This window comes from Burkholderia sp. BCC1999 (genome assembly GCF_905339975.1).
Taxonomy (GTDB): Bacteria; Pseudomonadota; Gammaproteobacteria; order Burkholderiales; family Burkholderiaceae; genus Burkholderia.
The window spans coordinates 201616-224590 of record NZ_CAJPHP010000006.1 but is presented as its reverse complement, the minus strand read 5'-3'; the positions used below and the strand labels follow the sequence as shown (position 1 = coordinate 224590).

The window sequence follows — 22975 nt, the reverse complement described above, 5'->3', positions numbered from 1 at the left end:
CGTCCCGATCCCGTCATCGTGTCAGCCGGCCGAGCGCCGTGCGCGCTCAAGCAGCCATTGCGCACCCGCACGATCGCCGCCGACGTCGAGCAGCGTTGCGAGATGGGTCAGCGCTTCGTGGTGCGTGGGTCGCAGGTATAGCGCCTTGCGGTAGAAGTCGCCCGCTTCCGCGGCGCGCCCGCGCGCATCCGCGATCAATCCGTTCAGGTAGAACGCATCGGCATGCGGCCCGACGCGCGCCGAGAACTGCGCGAGCACGCGCTCGGCCTCGTCGAATGCGCCCGCGTTCGCGAGCGCCTGCGCATCCTCGAGCGTCGGCGCGGTGCCTTCGGCATCCGGCGCCACTGCATCGGCCGTCACCACCGACAGGTCGGCCCGTGCGTCGAAGGTGGCCGTGTTCACGGCCGGCGGCGGCACCGCGAACGGCTGCCCCGGACCACCAGGCCAGGACGGCGGCGCGACGGCCAGCACCGAGCGCGTCGCCGCGAGCGGCGCGACCGTGAAGCGCTCCGTGCGACGGTACGGCGCCGCTGCCGGCAGCGGCGCCGGCGACCGGGCCGGGCCCGCATCGGCCACCGCGCCGGCCGGCTCACGATGAAACGCGAATGCCAGCGGCACGCGCGCCGAGCGCATCCCGTGCCGCATCGCGACGCCCGTTTCGGCCGGCCCGACGAACAGCATGCCGTCGTCGACGAGCAGCGCGTCGAGCGAGCGGATCACGCGATCCTGCGCGTCGCGGTCAAAGTAGATCAGCACGTTGCGGCAGAACACGAAATCGTAGCGGATACCCGTATCCGCGACCGGTTCGACGAGGTTGGCGTGACGGAATTGCACGCATGCGCGCACGCGCTCGTCGAGCAGCCAGCCGTCATTGGCCGGCGTGAAGTGCCGTGAACGAAACTCCGTCGCCGTCCCGCGAAACGCGTTGCGTCCATAACAGCCAAGCCGCGCCTGCTCGATCGCGCGCGCACTGAGGTCGATCGCGTCGATCGTGAAACTGGCCGGGTCGAGCCCCGCGTCGAGCAGCGCCATCGCCGCCGAATACGGCTCCTCGCCCGTCGAGCACGGCGCGCTCAGCACGCGGATCACGCGGCCGGGCAGCGCGGCGAGCCGTTCGAGCGCGAGCCGCGCGAGCGTCGCGAACGCCTCGCGGTCGCGGAAAAACCACGTCTCGGGCACGACGAACAGCTCGATCAGCGCACGTCGCTCGTCGGCCGATGCGTTCAGCTGCTGCCAGTACGCGTCGAGCGCCTCCGGCGTGACGGGCAGCCGCGCCGCCGACGGCAGGCGCTCGCCGTCCGCCTGCAGCGTTTGCACGCGCTCCGTCAGCGCCCGCGTCAGGAAATCGTTGCCGAGCGAATCGGGGTCGATGCCGGTCTCGCGCAACAGCCAGTCGCGAAATCGCGATTCGGACGCTTTCATGCGAACTCCTCCCCGTGGCCCGGCAGGCCGTCGAACAGATACAGGCGCGCCACATCGTCGATCAGGTCGGACACCGACACCTGCTGCACGACGCCGTCAGGCGTATTGGCGACGTGCCCGAGCCAGCGCGTGCGCGCGGTCGAGATGCCGCTCGCGTGGAACGCCGCGCGGTCGATCCGCATCGTCTGCGTCGCACGTTCGACGATCAGGCCGAGCGTGCGCTCGACGCCGGCCTCGCCCGTGCGGTAGCGGACCATCACGAGCCGCGTCGAGCGCAGCGCATGCGCGCGCCGCCCGAGCGCCAGCATCGGCACGTCGATCACCGGCACCGGCTGGCCGCCGCGCATCAGCAGCCCGGCGATCCAGTCGGGTGCGCCGGGCACGGCCTTCGTGTCCGCGAGCGGCAACACCTCTTCGATGCCGGCCGCGTCGAGCGCATAGCGCTCTCCGTCGAGCTCGAACATCAGGAACAGCGCATGTGCGCCGCTCTGCGGATCGGCGCGCGTCACGCGTCGACCTTGAAGCGCGACACGCTGGTACGCAACTGGTTCGCCACCAGCGTCAGGTCGTCGATTGCCTGCGACGACTGGCGCAGCGACTCGGCCGTTTGCTGCGCGGCCTCCGACAGCTGCGACAGCGCCTGCGTGATCTGCTCGGCGCCGTTCGCCTGCGTCTGCATCCCTTCGTTGACCATCTGGAAGCGCGGCGCGAGCGTCTGCACTTCGGCGATGATCTGCGACAGCTGCCCGCCGACCTGCTGCACGTCGAGCATGCCGCGGCGCACTTCCTCGGAGAACTTGTCCATCCCCATCACGCCGGCCGACACGGCCGACTGGATTTCCTTCACCGTCTGCTCGATGTCGTAGGTCGCCACCGCGGTCTGGTCGGCCAGGCGGCGGATCTCGGTCGCGACGACCGCGAAGCCGCGGCCGTACTCGCCGGCCTTCTCGGCCTCGATCGCCGCGTTCAGCGACAGCAGGTTGGTCTGGTCGGCCACCTTGGTGATGGTCGCGACCACCTGGTTGATGTTCAGCGCCTTCTCGTTGAGGATCGCGAGCTTCGCATTCACCGAGCCGGCCGCGTCCATCACGCTGCGCATCGTCTCGCCCATCCGCGTGAGCCCGCTCTGGCTCACGCCCGCGAGCGTCGCCGACTGCTCGGCCACGCCGGCCACCTCGTTCATCGTGCGCAGCAGGTCGCGCGAGGTCGCGAAGATCTCGCGCGAGGTCGCGCCGATCTCGGTCGTCGTCGCGGCGGTTTCGTTCGCGGTTGCCTGCTGCTCGCGCGAGGTGGCCGCGATCTCGGCCACCGACGTCGTCACCTGCAGCGACGACTGCTGCGCGCGTGCGACCAGCTCGGTCAGCTCGTCGGCCATCCGGTTGAAGCCCGTCTCGAGCGTGCCGAATTCGTCGCGGCGGCGCAGGTCGAGGCGGCGCGTCAGGTTGCCGGTGCGCATCACGTCGTGCACCTCGACGAGCCGCGCCATCGGTACGGTCACCGAACGGTACAGCACGTAGCCGAGCCCGAGCGCGGACAGCAGCATGACCGTGAGCGCGGTCGCGAGCACGACCTCGGTGTCCTGCACGGATTCGCGGATCAGCTTCGCGGACTGTTCCGCGAACTTGCGGTTTTCCTGCACAAGGACGTTCGCGTTGCGCACGACCTCGGTCCACGCGGGCAGCGCTTTCGCGTACGCGGCGACAGCCTCCTCGCGCGACACGCGGCTCTTCTGCACGGCATCGTTCAGCAGCGGCACGTAGCGGTCGTACGCGCCGCGGAACGCCGCGAAGCGCTGCCGGTCGTCGTCGCGGAACGTCGTGCTCTGGTAGTCGACCGACAGCGACTCGACGTCCTTCAGCGCATCGGAGATCTTCGCGAGATCGCGCTGCACGGTTTCGGACTCGGTGTCGGCGAAGGTCGCCTGCTGCAGCAGCATGAACGATTCGTTGACCGAACCGCGCAGCGACGACGCGAGGTAGACGCCGGGCAGCGAGTCGCGCTCGATGCTGACGGCTTCGGTATTGATCGCGCGCAGTCGCTCGTACGACACGCCGGCTGTCACCAGCATCAGTACGAACAACACGCCGAAGCTGAGCAGGATGCGATTGCCGAGCGTCAGCCGGGCAGCGCCGATCGTCGGATGCAGGCTTTCATTGGTCGCGCGGGGCGTCACGGTGGCCATGTTCGTTATGGGCTTTCTAATATCAGCGTTGAAAAAATCCGCGCCCGCCTGCGCGCCGGAAGGCGCGCCACGAGCGCATCGGGGTCGGATGCGGACGACGCGGCGCCGGCAGGCCGCGCCGCGAAATCACCGCTCCGCTTGCGCCTGCAGCCGAAGCGCGACCATGAAGCCGCGCGCCGTATTGCGCATCAGGATCTGGCCGCGATGCCGCGCCGCCGTCGCGCGAACGAACGCGAGCCCGAGGCCGAAGCCGCCGCGCGCCGCGCCATGCGCCGATTCGAGCTGCACGAACGACTCGGTCGCGGCCGTGCGCTGCTCCGGTGCGATGCCGGCGCCGGTATCCTCGACGCCGATCAGCCAGGCGCCGTCCTCGCCGCTCAGCGTGCAGTGCACGTCCATGCCGGCCGGGCCGTACTTCAGCCCGTTGTCGATCAGGTTCGCGACCGCGCGCGTGAGCATCATGCGGTCACCCATCGTCACGCACTCGGTGTCGGGCACGTGCGCGACGACCCGGCAGCCGAGCCCGGCCGCCTTCTCCCACAGCTGGTCGACGGCATCGAGCACGATCTCGTTGAGACTCACGACCTCGTGCGCGCGACGCTCGGACTGCGCGCGGGTCAGGTGGATGAAGCCGTCGGCGAGCGCAAGCGCGCGCCGCGCATGGCCGGCGATGCGCTCCATGATCGCCGGCATGTCGCCGTGTTCGGTGCGGTAGACGTCGAGCAGCGCGAGGATCGACGTCTGCGGGGAGCGCATGTCGTGCGACAGGAAATCGAGCGCCTCGTCGCGCTGCCGGGACATCAGGTACGAATTCGAGTGATAGCGGATGCGCGCGGTCAGCTCCATCGCGTCGGGGAGCTTCACCAGATAGTCGTTCGCGCCGGCAATGAACGCCTCGCGCTTGACGATCGGTTCCTCCTTCGCGGACAGCACGATGATCGGCACGCGTGCGGTGCCGGCGTCCGCGCGCCACGCGCGAACGAGATCGAGGCCGTCGATCTCCGGCATCACCAGGTCCTGCAGGATCACCGTCGGTTTCACGTCGCGCGCGACCGCCATCGCCCGGTGCGCGTCGGTGCACACGTGCAGGTCGATGTCGTGTTCGCTGCGCAGCGCGCGACGGATCACCTCGCCGACGAACGGTTGATCGTCGACCAGGAGGACCGATAACCCCGATTCAAGACAATCCGAGGCATTATCACTGCTCGATTCTTTCATAAATACAGTTTCAAACGCCGAATCTCCAATCGATTCTTTCATAGGAGTTGTTTATCCGACTTGGACGCTATCTTATTTTGGCGGTTGAAAAACCCGCCTGATTCCGCCGATTTAGCCTGTCGGCACTGCCTTGCAGGGCTTCGGACGCCGATTCTTTCCCCGTTGGCGACCGCATTACCTCCGCATTCTTTCTCTCAATAAACATAACCGGCTGATTCTAAATGAAATTAGAACACAGCATCTATCTCCTTCCGGTTTAGTTTTGCCAAATATGCAGAAAGAGACGGATTCAGATAAATCAGATCATTTCCGGATTCGAAAGACGATAACGTTTGCGAGACCGGCGCCACAAGGTTTGCATGGGCTGCAAGGGTGTTTGCCGGACGTATTGAGGGACGGATTTCGATACGTCGCATCGGCCGGCAGGCGGGAGCAAAAATCGCGCGACGGGCCAGGGTCGGCCCGCGCGCCGTTCGGCGCCGGCAGGACGCCGGCCCGTGTGATGGCAGGTCGCGCCCGCTTACCCGCGTGCGTGCTGCGCGGACACTTCCTGCAGGTCGAGATCGCGTTCGAGCGTATGCAGCATTTCGTCGTGGATGCGCCCCGACCGATGCAGGCGCAACAGTTCCGCGCGCCCGGCACGGATCGCGGCCAGCACGACGTCGTAGTGCGCGGTGCGCACTTCCGCCGGGTACTCGGGCTCGTCCTTCGCGCGCTCGGTCAACTCCGCGCGATACGTGTACTGCTCGAGCAGGCGCGGATGGATCACGACGCCGTTCTCGTCGCGCACGAGCGGCTGGATCGCCGCGAGTTGCGCGGCCTCGACATGCGCCCACGTCTGCGGCTCGGTCAGGTGATGCGCGGCGCGCTCCTCGCGCTGCGGCAGGCGCAGCAGCCGGATCAGCGGCCCGATCGTCGTGCCCTGCAAGAGCACCGTGACGAGGATCACCGCGAACGACGCGACCAGGATCACGTCGCGACCGGGCAGCGCCTCGGGCAGCGACAGCGCGATCGCGAGCGTCACGACCCCGCGCATCCCGGCCCAGCTCATGATCGTCGCGGCCTTCCAGTCGGGTGCCTCGCCGCGCCGCGCGAACCCGCGCACCGGCCACTTCAGCGCCTCGACCGCATAGATCCACACGAAGCGCGACACGATCACCGCCGCCAGCACCGCGGCCACCGGCGGCACCATCGTGGCAAGCACCTGCTCGAAACCGCCGAGCCGGTGAATCGCGCCGCGCAGCGACAGCCCGATCAGCACGAACACCATCGATTCGAGCAGGAACACGATGACCTGCCAGAACGCGGTGCCGCGCGTGCGCACTGCCGCCGAGAACACCTCGTGCTGATGCCAGCCGATGATCATGCCGGCCGTGACGGTCGCGATCACGCCCGACACCTCGAGCATTTCGCCCGCGATGTACGCGATCCAGCCGGCGATCACTGCAATGGTGATCACGAGATAGTCGTCGTCGAGCAGCTTCAGGAACCACACGACGAGCTTGCCGACCACGAAGCCGACCACCACGCCGCCGAGCCCGAGCTCCGCGAAACGCACGACCGCATGCTCGAGGCTGAACGCCCCGGTGAGCGCGGCCGCGACCGCGAAGCGAAACAGCACGAGGCCGGCCGCGTCGTTCAGCAGGCTCTCGCCTTCGAGCAGCACCATCAGCCGGCGCGGCAGCGCGACGCGTTCGAGCACGGCTTTCGCGGCGACCGCGTCGGGCGGCGACACGATCGCGCCGAGCGCGAAGCACGCGGCCCACGGCAGCGCCGGCACGACCCAGTGCACGGCGAAGCCGACCGCGAACGTCGTGAACACGACCGCGCCGATCGCGAGCATCAGGATGCCGCCGACGTTGCGCTTGAACTCCTCCCACACGGAGAAGTACGCGCCGTCCATCAGCAGCGGCGGCAGGAACACCAGCAGCACCAGCTCGGGATCGAGGTTGATCGGCGGCAGGCCGGGAATGAACGCGATGCCGATGCCGCCGATTAGCAGCGCGGCCGCGGGCGGCAGCCGCAGCCGCTTGGCGATGCATTCGAGCGCGACGATCGCGAGGAATGACAACAGAACCAGCTTGAATGCCGAGACGGGGGACATGAATCGACCTCGTGAAGAATGAATTCGCGCCTTCCGGTGTCGCACCCCGGTCGGCAGTTTGGCGCGATTACATCACGAGGCGAGGCCCGCAGTCGAGCGTGCGTCGGGCGGGCCGTCATTCAGCGCACACACCGTGCCGGCCCGATGCGGGCACCGCAATGAAAACGGCACGCAGGCCGGCCTGATCGCCGGCCTGCGTGCCGTTGCGGAACCGCGCCGCGTGCCTGCGCGTTACCGGCGCCGCACGACCATCAACCGCGGTTCGGTCATGTCCTCGATCGCGTAGCGGATCCCTTCCCGGCCGAGGCCCGAATCCTTCACGCCACCGTACGGCATGTTGTCGACACGGAACGACGGCACGTCGTTGATCACGACGCCGCCGACTTCCAGTTCATCCCACGCGCGCTGCGCATGCGTGAGCGAATCGGTGAACACGCCGGCCTGCAGCCCGAAGTCGCTGTCGTTCACCCGTGCGAGTGCGTCGTCGAAGCGATCGAACTTCTCGAGGATCGCGACCGGGCCGAACGCCTCCTTGCGGTACAGGTCCTGCTCATGCCCGACGTTTTCCAGCAGCGTCGCCTCGAACATCGCGCCGTCGACCTTGCCGCCCGCGACGATCTTCGCGCCCGCCGCGACAGCCGCGTCCATCCAGCCCGACAGCCGGCGCGACTCCGATTCGGAGATCATCGGGCCGACGAACGTCGACGGATCCTTCGGATCGCCCATCTTCAGCGATCGCGTCTTCGCGATCAGCTTCTCGCGCAGCGCGTCGTAGAGATCGGCGTGCACGAGGATCCGCTGCACGCCGATGCAGCTCTGGCCCGACTGGTAGTACGCGCCGAACGCGAGACGCTCGACCACGTAGTCGAGCCGGTCGCGCTGGTCCGCATCGACGATCGCGGCAGCGTTGCCGCCGAGTTCCAGCACGACTTTCTTCTTGCCGGCCTTCTCCTTCAGCGCCCAGCCGACGGCTGGCGACCCCGTAAACGACAACAGTTTGAAACGCTCATCGGTCGTGAACAGGTCGGCGCCGTCGCGATGCGCGGGCAGCACCGAGAACGCACCCTTCGGCAAGTCGGTTTCCGCGAGCACCTCGCCGATGATCAGCGCGCCGATCGGCGTGCGGCTCGCGGGCTTCAGCACGAACGGGCAGCCGGCCGCGAGCGCGGGCGCGACCTTGTGCGCGGCGAGGTTCAGCGGGAAGTTGAACGGCGAGATGAACGAGCACGGGCCGACCGGCACGCGCTTCGTATAGCCCGTGTAGCCCTGCGCACGCGCGGAGATTTCGAGGTTGATGATCTCGCCGTCGATGCGCACCGATTCCTCGGACGCGACGCGGAACGTATCGATCAGCCGCGTCACTTCGCCCTTCGAATCGTTGATCGGCTTGCCGGCCTCGATGCACAGCGCCTCGGCCAGCTCGTCGAAGCGCTCGCGAAAGCGCGCGACGCAATGGTCGAGCACGGCCTGCCGCTTGAAGGCCGGCATCTCGCGCATCGGCTTCGCGGCGTCGACCGCCGCGGCAATCGCCGCATCGATCGCCTTCGCGTCGGCCAGCGCGACGCGCGTCGCGACCTTGCCGCTGAACTTGTCCGTCACGTCCAGATCGGTATTCGCGTAGACGGCTTCGTTGGCGAGGTAGTACGGATAGGTTTCCTTCAACATGGAACGACTCCTTCCTGTGAACGGGGAATTCAGAGCTGCGCCGACAGGCGCTTGATCTCGCGGTTCAGCACGCGCTCGTTGTCCGAGTAATCGATCGGCACGTCGATCACGTGCACGCCCGGCGACGAGAAGCACTCGCGCAGCAGCGGCTCCAGATCGTCAGCCGACTCGACGCGATGCCCGTGCGCGCCATAGCTTTGCGCATACGACACGAAATCGGGGTTCTGCAGCGTCATCGCGTAATCGGGGAAATTCATGTTCTCCTGCTTCCAGCGGATCATCCCGAACGCGTCGTCGCGCAGAATCATCACGACGATATCGAGCTTCAGCCGCACGGCCGTTTCGAGCTCCTGCGAATTCATCATGAAGCCGCCGTCGCCACATACGGCGATCACCTTGCGCTGCGGATGCACGATCTTCGTCGCGATCGCCGACGGCAGACCCGCGCCCATCGACGCGAGCGCATTGTCGAGCAGCAGCGAGTTCGGCTCGTGCGCACGCCAGTAGCGCGCGAACCAGATCTTGTACATCCCGTTGTCGAGACAGACGATGCCGTCGACCGGCATTGCGTTGTACAGGTCGTTGACGATGCGCACCGGGTACATCGGGAAACGCGGATCGTGCTGGCCCTTCTCCAGGTGCGCGTCGAAATGCTCCTTGATCATCGCGAAGCGCGCGAAATCCCAGTGCGGCTGCGGCGCGATCGCCTCAGTCATCTGCCACACCGCGTTCGCGATGTCGCCGACCACCTCGATCTGCGGAAAATAGACGGGATCGACCTGCGCGCCGAGGAAGTTCACGTGGATCACGGTCTTGTCGTCCGCGCGCATGAAGAACGGCGGCTTCTCGATCACGTCGTGGCCGACGTTGATGATGCAGTCGGCGTGCTCGATCGCGCGGTGCACGAAATCGCCGTCGGACAGCGTTGCGTTGCCGAGCCACAGCGGGTGCGTCTCGTCGATCACGCCCTTGCCCATCTGCGTCGTGAAGAACGGGATGCCCGTCTTGTCGACGAATTCGACGAGGATCTTGCGGGTCGTCTTGCGGTTGCCGCCCGCGCCGATCATCAGCAGCGGATGGCGTGCGGCCTGGATCGCGTCGACCGCGTGCGCGACGGCCTTCTCCTCGGCCACCGGCCGCCGGCTGTAGCTGCGCGGGATCGGCTTGCCGTCACCCTCCTCGTGCGCGATGTCTTCCGGCAGTTCGAGGTGCGCGGCGCCCGGGCGCTCTTCCTCCGCGCGGCGGAACGCCTCGCGCACGGCCGACGGGATGTTGCCGATCGACACGATCTGCCGTGTGAACTTCGTGAGCGGCTGCATCATGTCGACCACGTCGACGATCTGGAAGTGGCCCTGCTTGCTGGACTTGATCGGCTTCTGCCCGGTGATCATCAGCATCGGCATGCCGCCGAGCTGCGCATACGCGGCGGCCGTGACGAAGTTCGTCGCGCCGGGCCCGAGCGTCGCGAGACACACGCCGGTGCGGCCCGTCAGGCGGCCGTAGGTGGCGGCCATGAACCCGGCCGCCTGCTCGTGCCGGGTCAGCACGAGCTTGATCTTCGATCGCCGCAGCGATTCGAGCAGATCGAGGTTTTCTTCGCCGGGAATACCGAACACGTACTCGACGCCTTCGGCTTCCAGCGCCTTCACGAACAGATCCGATGCTTTCATGGGGGACTCTCGGTTATGCCGCCTGCCCGGCCTACGGACACGCGGCGTTCATGACGCGCGCCGGCCTACGGCACGCGGACGCTCTACCTACTGGACACAGACCACGACACTTCCCGCCGCGCAACGAACGATGCACGGCGGCGCCTCCGGATGCCGGAGGACGAACGGACCCGCCCGTGCGCGGCAAGCGCGCACGGGCGGCAAAGACGTGTTTGATTGTAGACGGATTCGAAAGATTTCGACTTCGGCCGAACGGCCAATCCGCACACGAACGCAGCGGGCTGCCCTACCGTAGGGCCACGAAACGACCCGCCACCCGCCACCTCACCTGTGAACCATGGTTGACATATCGCAATCGATGTCCTACAGTGCGCCTACGTTCAGCATCCGGACCACCGACGTCTTCGACGCCTGGTTTGCCGGCCTTCAGGATCGCGTCGCGAAGCGACGCATCCAGGCACGCATCGACCGGCTGTCGATGGGCAATCCGGGCGACTGGAAGTCCGCCGGCTCGCCGGTCGTCGAAATGCGGATCGACCATGGCCCCGGCTACCGCGTCTACTACGTCCGGCGCGGGCCGATCTGGGTCATCCTGCTCTGCGGCGGCAACAAGTCGACGCAACAGGCCGACATACGCGCCGCGCACGCGATGCTCGTGCACCTCGACATGGAGTGATCGATGGACAAGATCAGCACCCGGCCGTGGGATTCGGCCGAACACCTGAAAACCGAAGACGACATGGCCGACTACTTCGAGGCCTGCCTGCAGGAGGCCGGCGACGATCCGGCCTTCATCGCGCACGCGCTCGGCGTGATCGCACGCGCACGCGGCATGTCGCAGGTCGCACGCGATGCCGGCCTGTCGCGCGAAGGGCTGTACAAGGCGCTGTCGCACGACGGCAACCCGAGCTTCGGCACCATCCTGAAAGTCATCAAGGCGCTTGGCCTGCAGCTGCACGGCTCGAAAGCGCACGCGTGATGCGCGCGCGGCCGGTGTCGCGCGTCGCGCGCGATGCCTTCTGCCGCGTCAATGCAGCCACCCGGCCGCCCAGCGCGGCACCAGCGACACCAGATACAGCCCGAGCCCGATCAGCCCGCCCACCAGCGTGCCGTTGATGCGGATGTATTGCAGGTCCTTGCCGATATTCAGCTCGATCTGCCGCGACATCTCGCGCGCATCCCAGTTGCGCACCGTATCGCGAATGTGGCGCATCAGGAAATCGGCGAAATCCGGCGCCATCTCGTGCACGGCCTTCTCCACGTGCTCGTTCAGCGATGCGCGCAGCGCGGGGCTCTCCGAAAGCCGCGCGCCGAGCCAGCCGCCGAGCGTCGCGGCCTGCCGGTGCAGCGCCGAATCGGCACGGGCGAGATCGGCCTTCAGCCACGCGCGCAACTGATCCCACAAGTCGCGCGCATACTCGTTGAACGCATCGCCGTCGCGGATATAGCGCTTGATCTCCTCGCCCTTCGCGACGAACGCCGGATCGTGCTTCAGCTTCTCGGTCAGCCGCGCGACCGTCCGGTCGAAGCGCTGCCGCAGTTCGTGCTCGGGGTCGGCCGCCACGCCTTCGAGCACGCGGCTCACCGCGCTCGCGAGCATCCGCGCGCCGTTCTCGCCGAACCACTGCGTCGGCATGATCTTCTCGACCTTCGGATACTGCGTCTTCAGCCATTCGACGATGAAGCCCGCGATCACCTCGCGGTTCTCCTCCTTGTCGAGCACGTCGACCACCTGTTCGATCGCGTCGTCGAGCAACGCCTGGTGGCGGCCGTCCTTCGTCAGCGTATCGAGGATCGCGCCGGCCGACTGCGACAGGTCGACCCGGTCGATCACCGCGCGGAACGCGTCGTGCACGAACGACTGGATTCGCGCGTCGTCCGTCATGTCGAGCGCGAAGCTCATCAGCTTCGTCACGTAACCGCCGAGCGCGTCGGTGTTGCGCGGTTCGCCCAGCCACGCGCCGAGCTTCTGCGCGGGATCGTGCTGGCGAATCTGCGCGGCGAGCGCGTCGGGGCCCAAGAATTTCTCGCGCACGAACACCGCGAGGTTGTCGGCGATCTTGTCCTTGTTCTTCGGGATGATCTCGGTATGGCGCGACACGAACGGAATCGGCACGCGGCGGAACAGCGCGACGACCGCAAACCAGTCGGCGAGCGCGCCGACCATCGCGGCTTCGGCCACGGCCTTGACGCCGTCGACCCACGGGCCGCGCGGCAGCAGGATCGTCGTGACGAACACCGCGACGGCGGCCAGCAGCAGCCACAGCGCGCGGCGCTTGCTGCGTTTCAGTTCGAGGGCTTTGTCGGGTGTCATGGGCAAACGGCGAGGCAGGCGATGCCGCCAATATGCACCGAGTCGGAGGCCGCCGACAAATGCCCGGCCCCTTTTAACGGGCGGCCTGTCGCCGCAGCCGGCTGACCGGCCCGGCCGTGCGCATCCCGCCTTTCAACCCGTTCCGGCCCGTCGAATCGCCCGCTCAGCCTTGCCAGCCGGACTGTCTCTCAATGTCGTGTTTACCCGGATAGCACGACGTCGTCGCGTCCGCTCAGACTGTATTCACATTTCGAGACACTGTCTCTCATATAGAGACGAACATCATGCTCAAGACACTCAGCAGCGCACTGCAACTGATGCAGTACTTCACCGCCCAGCAAGCCGTCTGGGGCGTCCGCGAACTCGCGAAGGAAAGCGGCGTGCATCACGCGATCGTCCATCGCGTGCTCGCGACGTTCGCGGCCGAGGGTTATCTCGTGCAGGACGGTGCGGGCCGCTACGCGCTCGGCCTGCGCTGGTTCGAGATGGGCGAGATCGTGCGGCGCTCGCTGTCGCCGTCGCAGGTCGTCGAACCCGCGCTGCACCGGCTCGCGCAGCAAAGCGGCGAAACCGTGTTCCTGTCGCTGCTCGACGGTTACGAAGGGCTGTGTCTCGACATCGCGCACGGCGACCAGCAGTTGCGCTTCTCGATCGAGGAAGGCCAGCGTTTCGCGCTGCATGCGGGCGCGCACGGCAAGGCGATCCTCGCGTTCCAGCCCGATTCGATGCGCGACGAAGTCTTCGCGCGTGCGACGAAGTCCGGCCAGGCCGTCGACCGTGCGGCCATCGAGGCACGCCTCGACGTGATCCGCGAGAACGGCTGGGCCTATACGCGTGAAGAAGCCGCGACCGGCGTCGCAGGCCTCGCGGTACCGCTCACCGCAAAAGGCAGCCGCTCGGTCGCCGGGTCGCTCGCGATCTCCGGGCCGATGCAGCGCCTCGACGAATCGGCCGTGCCGCGCCTGCTCGACGCGCTGAATGACGCGCGTCGCAAGATCGAAAGCGTGCTCAGCCTGATGCGCTGAGCGCCACGGCGACCGATACCGACACACCAGAACAAGCTACCGGCATCAAGAGGAGATACCCATGAACGCCCTGCAAGACGCGCCGGCCGGCGACCCCGCCGCGCCCGCCGCCCCGTCCGGCGCCCCGCGCGTCCGTTTCGCCGAACCCGTGCTGCTGATCGTGTCGGTCGTGCTGTCCGTGCTCGGCGCGATCATCGGCATGCAGCTGATCGTGTCGCTCGGCATCTCGGCGAACACGTCGATCATCGGCGCGCTGATCGCGATCGTGTTCTCGCGCATCCCGCTCGAACTCGCGCGGCGCTTCCGCGTGCTCGAACGCCAGAACCTCGTGCAGACGGCCATTTCGTCGGCCACGTTCGGAGCGGCCAACTCGCTGATGATCCCGATCGGCGTGCCGTACGCGATGGGCATGCCCGAGCTCGCGACGCCGATGCTGATCGGCGCGCTCGCCGCGATGCTCGTCGACGGCACGATGCTGTACCTGCTGTTCGGCAGCCGGATCTTCCCCGCCACCGGCAGCTGGCCGTCGGGCGTCGCGACCGCCGAAGCGATCTGGGCCGGCGACCGCGGCGGCCGCAAGGCCGCGTTCCTCGGGATCGGCGTCGCGGTCGGCGTGGCCGGCGCATGGCTCGGCATCCCGATGTCCGCGTTCGGCGCGGCGTTTCTCGGCAACCTCGCCGCGCTCACGATGTTCGGCCTCGGCCTGCTGATCCGCGGCTACTCGGTCGCGCTGACGGGCGTCGACATCGCGAAGGCGTACATCCCGCACGGCGTGATGATCGGCGCGGGCATCGTCGCGATGCTGCAGGTGTCGACCGAGATCCGCCGCGCCCGCCGCGCACCGGTCGACGAAGCCGGCACCGGCGACGTATCGCCGCTGCGCGCGGGCCGCATCCTCGGCCTCGGCTACGTCGTCTACATGCTGATCGCGCTCGTGATCGTCGGCTGCACCGGCGGCTTCTCGGAGATGTCGACCGGCATGCTGATCGTATTCGTCCTGTATGCGGCCTTCGCGGCCTACATCCACGAGCTGATCGTCGGCATCGCCGCGATGCACTCGGGCTGGTTCCCGGCGTTCGCGGTCGCGCTGATCACGCTGACCATCGGCATCCTGATCGGCTTCCCGGCGCCCGCGCTCGCGGTGCTGGTCGGCTTCTCGGCCGCGACGGGACCCGCGTTCGCCGACATGGGCTACGACCTGAAGACCGGCTTCCTGCTGCGCGGCTCGGGCCAGGACCCGGCGCTCGAAATGGCCGGCCGCCGCCAGCAGTTCCTCGCGGCGACGCTCGGCTTCGTCGTCGCGGGCATCGTGGTCGTGCTGTTCCATCACGGCTTCTTCAGCCGCGACATGCTGCCGCCGGTCGACCGCGTCTATGCGGCGTCGATCAAGGCCGGTTCGTCCTGGGACATCGCTCGCGACCTCGCGATCTGGGCCGTGCCCGGCGCGCTGCTGCAGTGGCTCGGCGGCGCCAAGCGCCAGCTCGGCGTGCTGCTGTCGACCGGCATGCTGCTCACGTCGCCGCTCGCGGGCTTCGCGGTGCTGACCGGCCTCGCGATCCGCTTCATCCTGCTGCGCACGCGCGGTGAACGCGACATCGCCGAGATGAGCGCGTTCGCAGGCGGCGTGATCGCCGGCGATGCGCTCTTCAGCTTCACGCGTTCGCTCATCAAGCTCAAGTAATCCGTTTCACCGACAGGACTTCAGATGGACATCACTGCAATCCGCGCCGATACGCCGCTGACCGCATCGACGATCTACCTCGATACGGCCGCCGCGTCGCTGCCGCCCGAGCCCGTGCTCGACACCGTCAACGACTATCTGCGCGACACCGGCCGCGTCGGCATCTACCTGCCCGCGTTCCGCAAGGCCACCTATGCACGCGTCGATGCCGTGCGCAAGCAGCTCGCGGCGTTCCTCGGCGCACACGCGGACGAGATCGCGTTCACGAAGAATGCGACCGAGGCGATCTCGCTCGTCGCGCAGGGCCTGCGCTGGCAGCCGGGCGACGAAGTGCTCGTCGCCGATACCGAGATGCTCAGCAACCTGCTGCCGTGGAAGCGACTCGAAGCGACGCACGGCATCGTCGTGAGGATGATCGCCGCGAACGACGAGGGGCTGCTCGCACCCGACGCGTTCGCGCAGGCCATCACACCGCGCACGCGCCTGCTCACGTTCTCGCATGTGCCGAACTCGTCGGGGGCGCTGCAGGACGCCGCCGCGCTGTGCGCAGTCGCGCGTGACCACGGCGTGCTGTCGCTCGTCAACGCATCGCAAAGCGTCGGGATGGTCGAGACCGACGTGCGCACGCTCGGCTGCGACTTCCTTGCCGGCTGTGGCCGCAAGGCGCTGCGCGCGACGGAGGGCTCGGGCTTCCTGTACGTGCAGCGCGCGCGCATCGACGCACTCGAACCGGTGCTCGCCGGCTGGTGGAACGGCGCGTACGACCGTACGACCGGCGCGCTGTCGTTCGTCGCCGGCGCGAAGCGTTTCGAAGCCGGTTGCCCGATCGTACCGGCGATCCTCGGCCTCGGCGCCGCGCTCGACTATGCCCAGTGCATCGGCGTCGCGCAGATCGAGGCGCGCGTGCGCGACCTGACGGCCTACGCGGTCGACACGTTCGCGACGCTGCCCGGCTTCGAGCTGTACGGCCCGCGCGACGCGGCACGCCGCATCGGCATCGTGCCGTTCAACCTGCGCGGCATCGATCCCGCGACGATCGTCGCGGCGCTCGAGGCACAGCACTGCATCATCGAGGCCGGCAACTTCATGGCCGACGCGATCCTCGCACGCTACGGCGTGTCGACGATGGCGCGCGTGTCGCTGCATTATTTCAATACCCGCGAAGAAATCGACCGCGTCGCCGCGCTGATCCGCGCGGCGGCTCGCTGACCCCTACCTGACTACCGATACAGGAGCCACCATGAACCAACGCTTTCTGCTGATGAGCAGCTCCCGCAAGGACGCGCTCGGCTATCTCGAACACGCGACCGAACAGATCCACGCGCTGTTCCGCCATGAAGCGCGCAAGATCGTCTTCGTGCCGTATGCGGGCGTGTCGTTCAGCTTCGACACCTACGAAGGAATCGTGAAGCCGGTGTTCGACAAGCTCGGCTATGCGCTCGAATCGCTGCATCACAGCAGCGACCCGCGCAAGACGATCGAGAATGCCGACGCGATCGCGGTCGGCGGCGGCAACACGTTCGCGCTGCTCAAGCGCATGTACGACGCAAACATCGTCGATGCGATCCGCGCACGCGTGCACGCAGGCGTGCCGTACGTCGGCTGGAGTGCGGGCAGCAACGTCGCGTGCCCGACGGTCCGCACGACCAACGACATGCCGATCGTGCAGCCGCCGACGCTGCGCGCGCTCGGCCTCGTGCCGTTCCAGATCAACCCGCACTTCATCAGCGGCAAGCCGGCCGGGCACAACGGCGAGAGCCGCGAGGAACGTCTCGGCGAGTTCCTCGACATCAACGCGCCGGAACAGGTGTTCGCACTGCCCGAGGGCTCGGCGCTGCTGTCCGACGGCACGACCGGCACCGTACTCGGCGAGCGCGGCGCGCTGCATTTCGCGAGCAAGACCGACGTGCGCACGCTCGCGGAAAACGCGACGTTCCCGCTCGCGTCGATCACCGGCCCGTCCGACGTCGACCAATGGCCCGCGTTCCGGCAATAAGCGCCAGATACGTCTTTTAAAAAAACATTTCCATATCGGTTAGGAGACCTTGTCATGAAGAAGCAGCTTGCCGGACTTGCGCTGTTGGCCGGCGCGACGGGTATCGCGCATGCCCAGTCCACCGTGACGCTGTACGGCGTCATCGACGTCGCGATCGGTTATCAGACGCACACCAACCCGTCCGGCGATCGCACGATCGGCCTGCAGCAGGGCAACGAGGGCTTTCTGTCCGGCAGCCGCTTCGGGCTGAAAGGCAACGAGGCGCTCGGCAACGGCTGGAAAGCCGGCTTCACGCTGGAAAACGGCTTTCTCGCGAACAACGGCAAGCTCGACCAGCAGGGCCAGCTGTTCGGCCGGCAGGCATTCGTGAAACTCGGTCACGAACGCTGGGGCGAGCTCGCGCTCGGCCGGCAATACACGACCGGCAACACGATGCTGTACTACGTCGACCCGCTCGGCGTCGGCGCCGCGCCGACCAATTCATGGCAGGTCTACCTGGTCGGCCAGCGCTACGACAACGCGGTCAGCTATACCGGCACCTACGGGCCGATGCAGGTGATCGCCGAGTACGCGTTCGGCGGGATCGCAGGCGATACGCGCGCGCGTTCGTCGATGTCGCTCGGTGTCAAGTACGAATCGGGTCCGGTCACACTGATCGGCGATGCGCAGCAAACGCGCGACACGCAAAGCCGCCGCGCGCGGATCTACCTCGCCGGTGCAAAAGCCGCGATCGGCAGCGTGAACGTGTTCGCGAACTACCTGCACAGCGATCGCGACGCGGGCTTCGATTCGTCGAACGGCGGCACCGACACCGCGTCGATCACGAGCATGGCGTCCGGCTCGCCGACCGCCGCCGTCACGATCAACTCGGTGTTCGACTCACATCGCCGTGACGACTTCTTCACGGTCGGCGCGAACTGGCGTGCGACGCCGGTGTGGAACTTCGTCGTCGCGGGGATGCACAACCGCACGCTCGCCGACGGATTCAACGGCGCGCGCAGCACCGTGTACGGCGTCGCCGACTACAGCCTCAGCAAGCGCACCGACGTCTATGTCGCGACGTCGTACGAATGGACGCGCGGCGGCTGGTCGGGCCTGTTCGGCAACACGACGACCAACGCGGCAGCCGCGAAAGGCTCCGCACTCAACGGCCGCAACGAGCAGCTGTCCGTGCTGCTCGGCCTGCGGCACTTCTTCTGATCCACCGCGCATTCGACCGATGCGGCCCGCGGCGCGGCGCACAACCGCCGCATCGGCAACCTGAATCAAGAGGCATTCGATGGCACTGAAGCAGACCCTCGTCATTTTCGACGCGCTCGACGGCGCGACCGTCGACGGGCAGCACATCGCCGCGCTGTTCGCGCCGTATGCGGCACACGGCGTGACGGTCGAGGTCACCACGGTCAACAACGAGCCGCCGGAAGACACGGCGAAGACGACCGACTTCATCACGATCGTGATCCCCGGCTCGCGCGGCAAGACGGCCGGCGGCAACGCGCGCTCGCTCGGCATCGTCGGCCGCAACGGCGCGATCGGCGCGCGGCCCGCGAAGTTCGGGATGGTGTCGGACGCGGACGGCCCGATCGGCTCGCTCGCGGCCGCGCTGAAGCTCGCGCAGATGAAGGCTAACGGCGACGTGCTGCCCGGCGACGTGATCGTCACGACGCACCTGTCGACCGACGTGTCGATGAGCGAGAACAACGGCGTGCCGTTCATGGGCATGCCCGTTTCGTCTGCAACGATGAACTGTTACGAAGTGACGCCCGACATGGATGCGATCCTGTCGCTCGACGCGTCGAAGGGCAACCGGATCGTCAAACAGCGCGGCTTCGCGCTGTCGCCGACCGCGATGCAGGGCTACATCCTGCGGATGGCGCCCGACCTCGTATCGATCATGGAATCGACGACCGGCATGCCGGCCGTCACGTTCCCGATCTCGTTGCAAGACATCACGCCGTACGACAACGGGCTGTCGCACTTCAACAGCATCATGCAGCCGCACGTCGGCACCGACAAGCCGGTCGTCGGCGTCGCGATCACCGCACGCGCGGTCGTCGGCGGCAGCGATTCGAGCGCGAGCCACGAAGTCGATCTCGCCGAGGCCGTGCGCTTTTCGGTCGAAGTCGCGAAGCGCTTCACGGCCGGCGCATGCGAGTTCTACGACGCGAACGAATGGCAGAAGATCCGCCACGCCTATCCGGACCTGAGCGTATTCCAGGGGTACGGCAACGCCGCGTAACGCAAGCGAGCGACCTGCGGCCGGACGATCGGCCGCAGGTCGCTCTCGCCGTTACAGAAAAGACTTCAGGTTCACCGCCGGATCGGCCAGCTTCGCCGGATCGGGCACGGCCCCTGCCGCGATCAGACGGCGCGATGCGCCGATGTCACGGCCCAGGTTCGCCGCGGCCACCGCCACGATCCTGCCGTCGTCGCCCAGCCCGAACACCGTGAACGGCCCGCTCGCCGGATCGCCGCGCACGACGATCGTGCGTTCGCCGCCGAACAGCCCGAGCATCTGCAGGTTGCAGTCGTACTGATCGGACCACAGCCACGGCAGCTCGGCATAGGTTTCGTCCGCGCCGAGCAGGTTCGCGGCCGCGACGGCCGGCTGGTTTTCGGCGACCTGCCACGATTCGATCCGCACGTGGCGCCCGAGCAGCGGGTTGAAGTGCATCGTCACCTCGCCCGTCGCGAAAATCGCGGCGTCGGTCGTGCGGCAACCCGCGTCGACGCGTATCCCGTTGTCGACGTCGAGCCCGGCCGCCTGTGCCAGCTCGACGTTGGGCACCACGCCGATGCCGACCACGACGATATCGGCCGGCACATCGCCGCGATCAGTCTCGACGATCGCGCCGCCGCCCGGTGCGCGACGGATCGCGCGCGGCAGCGTCGCCATCTGGAACACCACACCGCGCCCATCGTGCAGCTGGCGTGCATACGAACCGACGACTTCCGGCAACGCACGCTGCAACACGCGCGGCGCCGGATCGATCACCGTCACGTCGCAGCCGAGCTGGCGCGCGGCAGCCGCCACCTCGAGCCCGATGAAACCGCCGCCGAGCACCGCCACGCGACGTCCCGGCGCAAGCCGCGCACGCAACGCACGTGCATCGTCGACCGTGCGGACGTAGTGCGGCGTGACGCCTTCGTCGACCGCCCCGCCGAACGTACGTACGCGCGAACCCGTCGCGAGCACGAGCCGTGCGTAGGGTAACGTCGCGCCGTCGTCGAGCCGCACGCGCTGCGCCGCACGCTCGATCGCATCGACGCGCGTGCCGAGCCGCAACTCGATGCGCTGCGCGTCGTACCACGCCGCATCGCGCACGAACGCGCGCTGCTCGCCGCCGTCCGTCAGTAGCGCATCCTTCGACAGCGCGGGCCGGTCATACGGCAGCTCGCGCTCCGCGCCGATCATCACGATGCGCGCCGCCGCATCGCGTTCGCGCAGCGCTTCGGCCGTGCGCCGCGCCGCGTGGCCGGCGCCGACGATCACGAACGGATCAGCCGACATTGACTTCCACCTGCCCGTCGACGATCCGGATCGGATAAGTCCGCACCGGCTCCGTGATCGGCGCGCATTTCGGCGCGCCGGTGCGAATGTCGATCAGCCCCTGGTGCAGCGGGCATTCGACGCAGCCGTCCTCCACATAGCCTTCGGACAGCCGCGCATGGCCGTGCGTGCAGAGGTCGTGCATCGCGAACAGTTCGTCGCCGATCCGGAACACGGCGATCGGTTTCTGGCCGGCGACGCGCGCCGCCGGTTCGTCTTCGGAGAATTCGTCGAAAGCGCCGAGCGGATGCCACTCGGCCAGCGTTGCTTCGGTCATGTCGGTTCCTTGCTTCGTCAGATCGGCGTCGCGAGCAGCGTCTGCACGCGCGACGTGTCGTAGATCACGCGCTTGGTCTTGTAGCGCAACCCGTCGGGCGTGCGCACGACCGTGTCGTAGTACTTGCCGGCCTGGTACACGTTCGACTCGCCGTTGCTGCGCGTCTGCACGACGACGTAGTTGCTCTCGGTGTCGATCTCGCCGTCGCGTTCGGCGACGATCGTCAGGCCCGACGTCATGTGCCGGTACGTGTGCTCTTCATAGATGTTCGCGTGCCGCAGCGACACCACGCGGTCGCGCAGCATGCGCTGGTTCGTGCAGTGGACGATCCCGACCGGCAGCCCGAGGTCGGCGTTCTCCTTCGGCACGATTTCGTACGTGCAGTCCTCGGTAAACATCGTCGGCCATGCTTCGAGCCGGTTGTTGTCGAGGTGCCCGATATAGCGGTTCTGGAGCATGTAAATCTCGAACCACGTCTTCATGTCTTCCGTCATTTCGCGCTCCCGCCTCAATAGCCCATCAGCTTCTGGTAGCCGACCCAGAACTTGCGGATCAGGCTTTCAGTGATCACCGTGTCCTGCTGGTCCGGATTGCCGCGCGACATCTCGATCACCGACGTCGCGTCGCCGTCTCGCACCGTGCCGCGCTGCACGAGTTCGGTCGCCTCGGTGTCCTCCATCGAGATATAGCCGGCCGGCCCGACGAGGTTCGCCTGCTTGATGCGCAGCGCGCGCAGCTCGGGCGTATCGTCCGCGTAACCGAAGAAATGGAAGATCAGTTCGAAGTTGTCGGGGCCTTTCGGCAGGATCTGGCGTGCGACCAGCGTGTTGTGGATCTGCTGGATCACGAGCTGCGGGAAGATCGGCTGGATATGGTTCGTGCAGTCCTCGTCGTATTCCGACACGAGATCGAGAATCGATTCGTCCTCCAGATGAAAGCCTTCGTCGAACGAGCGAATGTTCTGCTGCTTGTACGCGGCCGACGTATCGTCGCCCGTCTTCGTCACCGTGATGATGCTGTGCAGCCCGTGATTCGCATCCGGAATCGAGCGCGCCTTCATCCCGACGCGGAAGATGTTGAAGGTCGTATGGAACAGGTGCAGCATGCTCGCGTGATACGGGTCCTTCACGTTCTCCATGTACAGCTTCCAGTTCGACTTCGAATACTGGCGCGTGCAGCCGAGATACTCGATCGGCTTGTGGAAGATCCGGTCGATCCACGGGCGCATCTGCTCGCCGAGATAGTCGGGCAACGGCATCACGTCGTCGCTGAAGGTGGCGAACACGAGCCCGCGATAGCTGTCGACGCGCAGCTTGCGCAGCCCGTGCTGCTTCGGGTCGAAGTCGGCCGGCATCCCGGACATCCCCTTCTGGCCGCGCCGGAACGGCACGCCGAGCAGGTTGCCCGAGTTGTCGAAGCTCCACTGGTGATACACGCACGTGTGCGAGCTCGCGTTGCCGCGCGACTTGCGGCACACCTGCGCGCCGCGGTGCGCGCAACGGTTCACCCACGCGGAAAGCGTGCCGTCCTCGGTGCGCGTGACGACCACCGGCGTATCGCCGACGAACGTGCTCTTGAAGTCGCCGGCGTTCGGGATTTCCGCTTCCAGCGCGACGAAGTTCCACGTCGGGCCGCGGAAGATGCGTTCCTGTTCGCGTTCGTAGACGGCCTGCGAACTGAACACCTTGTACGGCACGCGCGAGCCGTCGTCGTGCGGAAAGCTCACGGCGGACGCGTCGTCGCGCGGGGCGAACACGACGGGCGATTCTGTCTGCTCCATGTCGGACTCCTTGTGGTTCCGTTTCATTGACAAGATGGAGTCCATTTTTGAAAGGCTAATATTCGCCGTCTATCCGGAAAGTGCGATTGCG

Annotated in this window: 20 protein-coding genes; 8 read left to right on the top strand and 12 right to left on the bottom strand. The window is 67.1% G+C overall.

Annotated features, from left to right (window positions below; translation table 11 throughout):
- Positions 1 to 21 precede the first annotated feature (21 nt).
- The 7 genes from U5809_RS10860 to U5809_RS10830 all read right to left on the bottom strand — a co-directional run bounded on the left by U5809_RS10860 (position 22) and on the right by U5809_RS10830 (position 10261).
- Entirely contained in the window at positions 22 to 1422 is a 1401-nt protein-coding gene (locus U5809_RS10860) for a CheR family methyltransferase (RefSeq protein ID WP_322086500.1), read from the bottom strand.
- The gene (locus tag U5809_RS10855) at positions 1419 to 1931 is read right to left on the bottom strand and encodes a chemotaxis protein CheW (protein WP_322086499.1); all 513 of its coding nucleotides are present in this window, start codon (positions 1929 to 1931) and stop codon (positions 1419 to 1421) included. The genes U5809_RS10860 and U5809_RS10855 overlap by 4 nt, the downstream gene beginning before the upstream one ends.
- Positions 1928 to 3604: a methyl-accepting chemotaxis protein gene (locus U5809_RS10850; RefSeq protein WP_322086498.1), complete on the bottom strand. Its 1677-nt coding sequence runs from the start codon at positions 3602 to 3604 to the stop codon at positions 1928 to 1930. The genes U5809_RS10855 and U5809_RS10850 overlap by 4 nt, the downstream gene beginning before the upstream one ends.
- Positions 3605 to 3730: 126 nt before the next feature.
- Positions 3731 to 4864, bottom strand: coding sequence for a hybrid sensor histidine kinase/response regulator (locus tag U5809_RS10845; protein WP_322086497.1), 1134 nt, complete (start codon positions 4862 to 4864; stop codon positions 3731 to 3733).
- A gap of 478 nt (positions 4865 to 5342) precedes the next feature.
- Positions 5343 to 6926 carry a Na+/H+ antiporter gene (locus U5809_RS10840; protein WP_322086496.1) on the bottom strand — a complete coding sequence of 528 codons (1584 nt, stop codon included), beginning with the start codon at positions 6924 to 6926 and terminating at the stop codon, positions 5343 to 5345.
- 231 nt (positions 6927 to 7157) lie between these two features.
- Positions 7158 to 8591, bottom strand: a complete 1434-nt coding sequence (locus U5809_RS10835) for an aldehyde dehydrogenase family protein (RefSeq protein ID WP_282511188.1) — start codon at positions 8589 to 8591, stop codon at positions 7158 to 7160.
- A 29-nt stretch (positions 8592 to 8620) separates the two neighbouring features.
- Positions 8621 to 10261: an acetolactate synthase large subunit gene (locus U5809_RS10830; protein ID WP_322086495.1), complete on the bottom strand. Its 1641-nt coding sequence runs from the start codon at positions 10259 to 10261 to the stop codon at positions 8621 to 8623.
- Between the two features lie 358 nt (positions 10262 to 10619).
- On the opposite strand from U5809_RS10830, the gene U5809_RS10825 reads away from it, so the two are divergent.
- Both U5809_RS10825 and U5809_RS10820 read left to right on the top strand, forming a co-directional pair.
- On the top strand, positions 10620 to 10937 hold the full coding sequence (locus tag U5809_RS10825) for a type II toxin-antitoxin system RelE/ParE family toxin (RefSeq protein WP_322086494.1): 318 nt from the start codon (positions 10620 to 10622) through the stop codon (positions 10935 to 10937).
- Between the two features lie 3 nt (positions 10938 to 10940).
- Positions 10941 to 11240 (top strand): addiction module antidote protein, encoded by a 300-nt coding sequence (locus U5809_RS10820; protein WP_124446336.1) that lies wholly within the window; start codon positions 10941 to 10943, stop codon positions 11238 to 11240.
- Between the two features lie 48 nt (positions 11241 to 11288).
- Here U5809_RS10820 and U5809_RS10815 read toward each other — a convergent pair whose 3' ends face one another.
- A complete protein-coding gene (locus U5809_RS10815) occupies positions 11289 to 12575 on the bottom strand; it encodes a DUF445 domain-containing protein (RefSeq protein ID WP_322086493.1) in 1287 nt (428 codons plus the stop codon).
- Between the two features lie 284 nt (positions 12576 to 12859).
- Here U5809_RS10815 and U5809_RS10810 point away from each other — a divergent pair, with 284 nt between their 5' ends.
- The 6 genes from U5809_RS10810 to U5809_RS10785 all read left to right on the top strand — a co-directional run bounded on the left by U5809_RS10810 (position 12860) and on the right by U5809_RS10785 (position 19516).
- Entirely contained in the window at positions 12860 to 13600 is a 741-nt protein-coding gene (locus U5809_RS10810) for an IclR family transcriptional regulator (protein WP_322086492.1), read from the top strand.
- Positions 13601 to 13661: 61 nt separating this feature from the next.
- Positions 13662 to 15281 (top strand): OPT/YSL family transporter, encoded by a 1620-nt coding sequence (locus tag U5809_RS10805; protein ID WP_322086491.1) that lies wholly within the window; start codon positions 13662 to 13664, stop codon positions 15279 to 15281.
- A 24-nt stretch (positions 15282 to 15305) separates the two neighbouring features.
- The gene (locus tag U5809_RS10800) at positions 15306 to 16490 is read left to right on the top strand and encodes an aminotransferase class V-fold PLP-dependent enzyme (protein WP_322086490.1); all 1185 of its coding nucleotides are present in this window, start codon (positions 15306 to 15308) and stop codon (positions 16488 to 16490) included.
- A 31-nt stretch (positions 16491 to 16521) separates the two neighbouring features.
- Positions 16522 to 17277 carry a dipeptidase PepE gene (gene pepE / locus U5809_RS10795; RefSeq protein ID WP_322086489.1) on the top strand — a complete coding sequence of 252 codons (756 nt, stop codon included), beginning with the start codon at positions 16522 to 16524 and terminating at the stop codon, positions 17275 to 17277.
- A 54-nt stretch (positions 17278 to 17331) separates the two neighbouring features.
- Positions 17332 to 18477, top strand: coding sequence for a porin (locus U5809_RS10790; RefSeq protein WP_322086488.1), 1146 nt, complete (start codon positions 17332 to 17334; stop codon positions 18475 to 18477).
- Between the two features lie 79 nt (positions 18478 to 18556).
- Positions 18557 to 19516, top strand: a complete 960-nt coding sequence (locus U5809_RS10785; RefSeq protein WP_322086487.1) for a DUF1177 domain-containing protein — start codon at positions 18557 to 18559, stop codon at positions 19514 to 19516.
- Between the two features lie 51 nt (positions 19517 to 19567).
- Here U5809_RS10785 and andAa read toward each other — a convergent pair whose 3' ends face one another.
- From andAa to andAc, 4 genes are read right to left on the bottom strand one after another with little or no spacing between them, the layout of a single operon-like run.
- The gene (gene andAa / locus U5809_RS10780; protein WP_322086486.1) at positions 19568 to 20788 is read right to left on the bottom strand and encodes an anthranilate 1,2-dioxygenase system ferredoxin--NAD(+) reductase; all 1221 of its coding nucleotides are present in this window, start codon (positions 20786 to 20788) and stop codon (positions 19568 to 19570) included.
- Positions 20778 to 21104, bottom strand: a complete 327-nt coding sequence (gene andAb / locus U5809_RS10775) for an anthranilate 1,2-dioxygenase ferredoxin subunit AndAb (RefSeq protein WP_006479527.1) — start codon at positions 21102 to 21104, stop codon at positions 20778 to 20780. Before andAb ends, andAa begins: the two co-directional genes overlap by 11 nt.
- A 17-nt stretch (positions 21105 to 21121) precedes the next feature.
- On the bottom strand, positions 21122 to 21598 hold the full coding sequence (gene andAd, locus U5809_RS10770) for an anthranilate 1,2-dioxygenase small subunit AndAd (protein ID WP_166954302.1): 477 nt from the start codon (positions 21596 to 21598) through the stop codon (positions 21122 to 21124).
- A 14-nt stretch (positions 21599 to 21612) separates the two neighbouring features.
- On the bottom strand, positions 21613 to 22884 hold the full coding sequence (andAc, locus tag U5809_RS10765; RefSeq protein WP_176046080.1) for an anthranilate 1,2-dioxygenase large subunit AndAc: 1272 nt from the start codon (positions 22882 to 22884) through the stop codon (positions 21613 to 21615).
- Positions 22885 to 22975: the final 91 nt, after the last annotated feature.

Excerpts from the sequence above, each read along its gene's own strand:
- U5809_RS10860 (WP_322086500.1), bottom strand. The coding sequence starts at position 1,422 with ATGAAAGCGTCCGAATCGCGATTTCGCGACTGGCTGTTGCGCGAGACC.
- U5809_RS10850 (WP_322086498.1), bottom strand. The coding sequence starts at position 3,604 with ATGGCCACCGTGACGCCCCGCGCGACCAATGAAAGCCTGCATCCGACG.
- U5809_RS10845 (WP_322086497.1), bottom strand. The coding sequence starts at position 4,864 with ATGAAAGAATCGATTGGAGATTCGGCGTTTGAAACTGTATTTATGAAA.
- U5809_RS10840 (WP_322086496.1), bottom strand. The coding sequence starts at position 6,926 with ATGTCCCCCGTCTCGGCATTCAAGCTGGTTCTGTTGTCATTCCTCGCG.
- U5809_RS10835 (WP_282511188.1), bottom strand. The coding sequence starts at position 8,591 with ATGTTGAAGGAAACCTATCCGTACTACCTCGCCAACGAAGCCGTCTAC.
- U5809_RS10830 (WP_322086495.1), bottom strand. The coding sequence starts at position 10,261 with ATGAAAGCATCGGATCTGTTCGTGAAGGCGCTGGAAGCCGAAGGCGTC.
- U5809_RS10825 (WP_322086494.1), top strand. The coding sequence starts at position 10,620 with ATGTCCTACAGTGCGCCTACGTTCAGCATCCGGACCACCGACGTCTTC.
- U5809_RS10820 (WP_124446336.1), top strand. The coding sequence starts at position 10,941 with ATGGACAAGATCAGCACCCGGCCGTGGGATTCGGCCGAACACCTGAAA.
- U5809_RS10815 (WP_322086493.1), bottom strand. The coding sequence starts at position 12,575 with ATGACACCCGACAAAGCCCTCGAACTGAAACGCAGCAAGCGCCGCGCG.
- U5809_RS10810 (WP_322086492.1), top strand. The coding sequence starts at position 12,860 with ATGCTCAAGACACTCAGCAGCGCACTGCAACTGATGCAGTACTTCACC.
- U5809_RS10805 (WP_322086491.1), top strand. The coding sequence starts at position 13,662 with ATGAACGCCCTGCAAGACGCGCCGGCCGGCGACCCCGCCGCGCCCGCC.
- U5809_RS10800 (WP_322086490.1), top strand. The coding sequence starts at position 15,306 with ATGGACATCACTGCAATCCGCGCCGATACGCCGCTGACCGCATCGACG.
- pepE (WP_322086489.1), top strand. The coding sequence starts at position 16,522 with ATGAACCAACGCTTTCTGCTGATGAGCAGCTCCCGCAAGGACGCGCTC.
- U5809_RS10790 (WP_322086488.1), top strand. The coding sequence starts at position 17,332 with ATGAAGAAGCAGCTTGCCGGACTTGCGCTGTTGGCCGGCGCGACGGGT.
- U5809_RS10785 (WP_322086487.1), top strand. The coding sequence starts at position 18,557 with ATGGCACTGAAGCAGACCCTCGTCATTTTCGACGCGCTCGACGGCGCG.
- andAa (WP_322086486.1), bottom strand. The coding sequence starts at position 20,788 with ATGTCGGCTGATCCGTTCGTGATCGTCGGCGCCGGCCACGCGGCGCGG.
- andAb (WP_006479527.1), bottom strand. The coding sequence starts at position 21,104 with ATGACCGAAGCAACGCTGGCCGAGTGGCATCCGCTCGGCGCTTTCGAC.
- andAd (WP_166954302.1), bottom strand. The coding sequence starts at position 21,598 with ATGACGGAAGACATGAAGACGTGGTTCGAGATTTACATGCTCCAGAAC.
- andAc (WP_176046080.1), bottom strand. The coding sequence starts at position 22,884 with ATGGAGCAGACAGAATCGCCCGTCGTGTTCGCCCCGCGCGACGACGCG.